Genomic DNA, 1,047 nt, shown 5'->3' with positions numbered 1-1,047 from the left:
GGGATTTCTTTGTTTTCTGTATCTGTGGCATCTGAAGATTTTGGAATTTTAATGATTTCTTTTTGAATCATATATTGTATTCCTTGCACAAATGTTATGTCGTCAATTTGATCATCTGCCCACCAACCTGCATTTTTCTTAATCCACTGAGGAAGAATTATTGTTTCCGAATCCAAATTAATTTTTCCAATAAACACAATTCTAATTTTCTCTGATTGTAGTTTTTTAATTAATCCACTTAGTTCGTTGAATTGGTTTTCATTAATTTGATTGGTATAAGTTCCATTTTTAATAATTGCAAATTGCTGTGGATTTGATGTTATTACTGCAAACCCATATTTTTTAAGAGAATCTACCGTATCTGCAAAAGTCTCATCGTTTGATATTCCAACAAACAAATTTTGTTCAACATCGTACTTTCCAGTGGTAGCCGTTTCAGGAAATTTGTATAATGTTTCATCTTTTAACGGAAATTCCAATACTTCTTCTTGTGAAACACTACCACTAACATGCGTGAATTTATTCTCTATGAGAACTTGCTTTGTGTCTTCATTGTATTGGTTTTGTGGCGGTACAAAGATGTGAGGCCTCACACCTGCATTATTGAGAATTTCAACTATTGATTGTTTTAATAATTTATCTTGTTCTTGTTTGGAATAATTTGTAAAAGGTGTAGACCCTATTCCTTCACTTGCAATTTCTATTTTATTTTTACTGGATGCATCTTTAACTATGGCTGTGATTTTTTGATCATTTCCAAATGAATCTGCAATTATTCCTACAGTCAATGGAATGTTTTTTTCTATGAATGTATTGATGTATGCAAGTTGTACGTCATTTAGCCAGTAATCTTGGACTCCGTCAAATCTAAATGCTACACAATTACATGATGTAGTTATTTCGTCTTTGTTGATTGGGATATTTGTCGTAGTTTCTGGATTTTTTGGCTCATCTTTTGATTTTATTATTTTAAACGTATTTTCTTGACCTATTATCGCTATCTTCTTTTCTTTCCACGAAGAATCGATGACATCATTCTTTAAAACC

General features: G+C 31.4%; 1 protein-coding gene. It reads right to left on the bottom strand.

The features are described from left to right. Window positions 1-1,047: polysaccharide deacetylase family protein (locus tag BG20_RS12435; protein ID WP_010193438.1), on the bottom strand; the 1,047-nt coding region annotated here is incomplete at both ends.

Source organism: Candidatus Nitrosarchaeum limnium BG20, assembly GCF_000241145.1.
In the GTDB taxonomy this organism is placed as follows: Archaea; Thermoproteota; Nitrososphaeria; order Nitrososphaerales; family Nitrosopumilaceae; genus Nitrosarchaeum; species Nitrosarchaeum limnae.
Note: the sequence above shows the minus strand (reverse complement) of the source record. Positions and strands in the feature narration are given on the sequence as shown.